This is a genomic window from Arenimonas sp. (assembly GCF_035312645.1).
In the GTDB taxonomy this organism is placed as follows: Bacteria; Pseudomonadota; Gammaproteobacteria; order Xanthomonadales; family Xanthomonadaceae; genus Arenimonas.
Genome location: NZ_DATGBO010000112.1, coordinates 1 through 4,180, shown reverse-complemented (window position 1 = coordinate 4,180; position 4,180 = coordinate 1). Strand labels below are relative to the sequence as shown.

The following is a 4,180-nucleotide window of genomic DNA, read 5'->3' as shown; positions in this document are numbered from 1 at the left end:
CGTCGTCGGTGAGCGTGAGCTGGCTGCCGCCAGCGGTTCGTACGCCGCCTTGGTTGCCGGCGCCGGAACTGATATCGAGACGATTGGCGCCGAGCCCTGACACCATCTTGCTGATCTCGGCCTGCGTGCCCTGCCCGACAGAGACCATCACGATCACCGCCGCGATGCCGATGATCACGCCGAGCGAGGTCAGCGCGCTGCGCATCCAGTTGCCACGCAGCGCGAAGATCGCGGTGCGCAGCGTGTCGTTGAGGGTCATGCCGCCACCTCCTGCTCATGCAGTTCGCCATCGCGCATCACGCAGGTGCGATCGGCGTGTTCGGCGACGTGGGCGTCATGGGTGATCAGGATGATGGTGTGGCCGTCGTCGCGCAGTTGCTTGAACAAGGTCAGGATTTCCTCGCCGGTGCGCGAATCGAGCGCGCCGGTGGGTTCATCGGCGAGCAGCACCGGTGGCCGATTGATCAATGCGCGGGCGATCGCCACGCGTTGTTGCTGGCCACCGGAAAGTTCGCCGGGAAGATGGTTGGCGCGAGCACCGAGACCGACCGATTCGAGCGCGGCACGCGCGCGTTCGGCGCGCTCGGCCAGCGGCGTGTTGGCGTAGGCCAGCGGCATCATCACGTTGTGCAGGGCATCCATGCGCGTGAGAAGGTTGAAACCCTGGAAAACGAAGCCGAGTTTTTGCAGGCGCAGTTGCGCGAGTTCTTCGCGATCGAGTCGCGAGACGTCGATGCCGTCGCACAGATAGCGACCCGCCGTCGGCTTGTCGAGGCAGCCGATCAAATTCATCAGCGTCGACTTTCCGGAACCCGACGGCCCCATGATCGCGACGAATTCGCCGGCGGCGATTTTCAGACTCACATCGCGCAAGGCCACGACTTCGGCCTCGCTGCCAGCGTGATAGACCTTGCTCAGGCCTTCGGTATCAACGACCAGTGGCGTCATGGCGTGGTGGTCGGGCGGGCGCTGCCGATGATCACCTGGTCGCCTTCGGCCAGTCCGTCGCCGATGATCTCGGTGCGCGTGCCATCGCTGGCGCCGATGCGCATCGTCACCGCTTCCGGCTTGCCATCGACCAGCTTGTAGATCGGCGCGCGTTTGGCGCTGGCCAGCGCACTCAGCGAGGCATCCCAGGTGGCCTGCTGCCCTGGGGTAAGCGTGGCGCGGAATGGCGCGAAGGATTGCTTCATGCGTTCAGCCATGCGCTTGCCGGCGTCGCCACCATTGCCGCCGCGCGGGCCACCTTGACCACCGCCGCGTTGACCGCCGCCGACACCGCCACCGGTTGCGCCAGCGATACCAGCACCGGGCGCTTGCGTCGATGCCGCCGCTGCGCGCGCTTTCGCGCGATCACGCATTTCCTGGATCGCGGCGTCGAATGCCGTCTGCTGTGCCGCGTTGAGCTTGAGCGAGGCCGCGAGCGTGCTCAGGGTATCGACCATCATCATGCCGCCGCGCGCCTGGCCCGAACTCGCCGCTGCCGCAGGCGCCGCCTGGCCAGGAGCGCCGAAGCCGGCGGTCGGATCGGCAGGACGGAAACGCAGCGCGGCGTTGGGCACGCTGAGCACGTTCTCGCGCTGGCTGATCTCGATCTCGGCATTCGCGGTCATACCCGGCAGCAGGGTCTGGTCGACGTTGTCGACCTGCACCACCACCGGATAGGTGATCACGTTCGAGGTATTGGTCGCAGCCAGGCGCACCTGTTTCACGCGGCCGTTGAAGTTGCGATCAGGAAACGCATCGACGGTGAAGCGCACCGGCTGGCCATCGCGCAACTGGCCGATATCGGCCTCGTCGATCGCCAGCACGATTTCCATCTGGCGCAGGTCGCCGGCGATCTTGAACAGCACCGGCGTCTGCAGGCTCGCCGCGACGGTCTGCCCGGGCTCGACCGTGCGCGACAGCACCACGCCATCGACCGGCGCGCGGATCACGGTCTTGTCCAGGTCCAGGCGCGCGCTGTTGAGGCTGGCGACCTGCTGCTGCACCTGCGCGTTCGCCGAGGCGATGCGGGCGCGGGCCTGATCGCGTGCGGCAAGCGCGGCATCGGCATCGGTACGCGAGACCAGCTGCCGCTTCACCAGATCGGCCTTGCGGTTGTAGTCGGCCTCGGCGTTGTGAGCGGCGGCCTGCGCTTCATTCAAGCTTGCGCGGGCGCTGGCGAGGGTGGCATTGGCCTGGTCGACGCGCGCCTGGAACGTGCTCGGATCGATGCGCGCGATCACCTGGCCTTTCTTGACGCTGTCGTTGAAATCCACCTCCACCGTCTGCAGCTGGCCGGACACCTGCGCACCGATATCGACGGTGGCGGTGGCGCTGAGCGTGCCGGTCGCGGAAATCGCCGTGCGGATTTCCCCGCGCTCCACCGCTGCGGTGCGATACGCCGATTCCTCCGCCGCGCTGCGCTTGCCGACGAACCACCAGGCCAATGCCAGCACTGCGAGGGTGATCAGGACCGGCCACAGCCAGCGGCGACTACTCGGGTTTTGCATACGCGACGGCGACGACATTCGTGATCCTTGGAAAATTCTGGAGTTTCTGGAAAGGGGGTTTGTCTCGACCCGGCACTACACCTGCCCCGCTGCAGCGACCGCAAAACGGCAGCGGGGTTCCGCATCCAGACTCAGGATGCGGCCGGGAATCGAATGGTCGCAGTGGTGCCGCGGCCAGGTTCACTTTCCAACGATACCGGCCAACCGTAGCGATCGGAAAGCCTGCGTACGATCGACAGGCCGATACCCTGCCCGTCCTTGCCGCGATCACCGCCGCGGAAGAACGGCTCGAACACCTTGGTCAGCTCCTCGCGCGTCATGCCCACGCCGGTGTCGCCGATGGCGATGCTGCCGCGTCGAACTGTGATCGTGATTCTGCCCGCGTCGGTGTAATGACAGGCATTGCGCAACAGATTGCCCAGCAGCACCGACAGCACCCGCGACGGCGCGTGCAGTTCGAAATCCGCCTCCTGCACCAGATCGAGCTCGACCGCCTTGCCGATCAACAGCGGCCGCGCCTTGTCGATCTCGTCGCGGACGACATCGCTGACCGGGAAATCCTCATCAGGCAATCCGGTATCGCCTTCACGCGCGAGAATCAGGAAGCTCTCGATCAATGCTTCCATGTCGCGACCGGAATTCCGGATGCGCGTCAGCGCGCGCCGCGACATCGGCGACAGCCCTTCGTCGCTGGCCATCATGTCGGTGGCGACACGGATCACCGTCAGCGGCGTGCGCAGTTCGTGCGAGGCATCGCGGGTGAAGTTGCGCTCGCGCTCGACGAAACTGCCGATGCGCGAACCGAAGTCATGCAGCGACGACGCCAGCGCCAACGCCTCGCCTTCGACATCGCCGGGCAGGTTCTCCGGCTTGATCGCATCGACATTCGGGTGGTGCGGATCCCAATGCTGCACCTGGCTGGCCAGCCAGATCACCGGCGACACCGCGCGTTTCGATGCGCGATAGGTCGACCACGCGATCACATAGACCACCGCCAGCACCAGCGCCAGCGGCGCCATGCCAAACCAGAACGCGAGCGCGTCGACCTGCTCTTGCTTGAACAACAGATACAGGCGTTGCTCGTCGCGATCCTGCACCAGCACCAGCGAGCCGCCCTCGGCACGCGGCAGACTATGAAATCCGGGTTCCAACGACTTCAATGCTTCGGGCAGCAGCGTCGTTTCGCCTGGGCGCACCAGATAGCCAGTCATGTTGTAAGTGTCGGGTACGTCGGCGCGCGGATTGAGCGCACGCCGGTCCCAGAAATGCACGGCCTCTTCCTGCAACGCGCGCTGGATCAGCACGTGCTTGAGCACCGCCGACGCACCATAAACACCAAGCACCGCCGCAAAACTGATCGCCGCCGCCTGCAGGATGAATGCAACCCAGATCTTGCGGCGCAGGCCGCTGCGTTCGCTCATGTCGAGACGCTGTGATCGAGGTCGGCGATGCGGTAGCCGGCGGTCTGCACGGTATGCAGCAGTTGTTTTTCGAACGGCCGGTCGATTGCTTTGCGCAGGTTGTACAGATGGCTGCGCAGCGTGTCGGAATCGGGCAGGCCATCGCCCCAGATCTCGCGTTCGATGTCGCGGCGGGTAACCACGCGCGGCGATTCGCGCATAAGGATGGTGAGCAAACGCAGGCCGATCGGCGACAACTGCAGATCGCGGCCCTCGCGGGTCACG

5 protein-coding genes are annotated in these 4,180 nt (G+C 65.6%); all 5 read right to left on the bottom strand.

Features of this window, described 5'->3' with window-relative positions; genetic code table 11:
* On the bottom strand, nt 1-259 hold a 259-nt coding region (locus tag VKM35_RS10485), incomplete at its 3' end, for an ABC transporter permease (RefSeq protein WP_324320969.1).
* Nucleotides 256-948, bottom strand: coding sequence for an ABC transporter ATP-binding protein (locus VKM35_RS10480; protein WP_324320968.1), 693 nt, complete (start codon nt 946-948; stop codon nt 256-258). The genes VKM35_RS10480 and VKM35_RS10485, both read right to left, overlap by 4 nt.
* Complete coding sequence (locus tag VKM35_RS10475) at nt 945-2,513, bottom strand: efflux RND transporter periplasmic adaptor subunit (RefSeq protein ID WP_324320967.1); 1,569 nt, start codon at nt 2,511-2,513, stop codon at nt 945-947. Before VKM35_RS10475 ends, VKM35_RS10480 begins: the two co-directional genes overlap by 4 nt.
* A gap of 113 nt (nt 2,514-2,626) precedes the next feature.
* On the bottom strand, nt 2,627-3,916 hold the full coding sequence (locus tag VKM35_RS10470) for a HAMP domain-containing sensor histidine kinase (protein ID WP_324320966.1): 1,290 nt from the start codon (nt 3,914-3,916) through the stop codon (nt 2,627-2,629).
* Nucleotides 3,913-4,180, bottom strand: a 268-nt coding sequence (locus VKM35_RS10465) for a winged helix-turn-helix domain-containing protein (RefSeq protein WP_324320965.1), incomplete at its 5' end; no start/stop codon positions are given. The genes VKM35_RS10465 and VKM35_RS10470, both read right to left, overlap by 4 nt.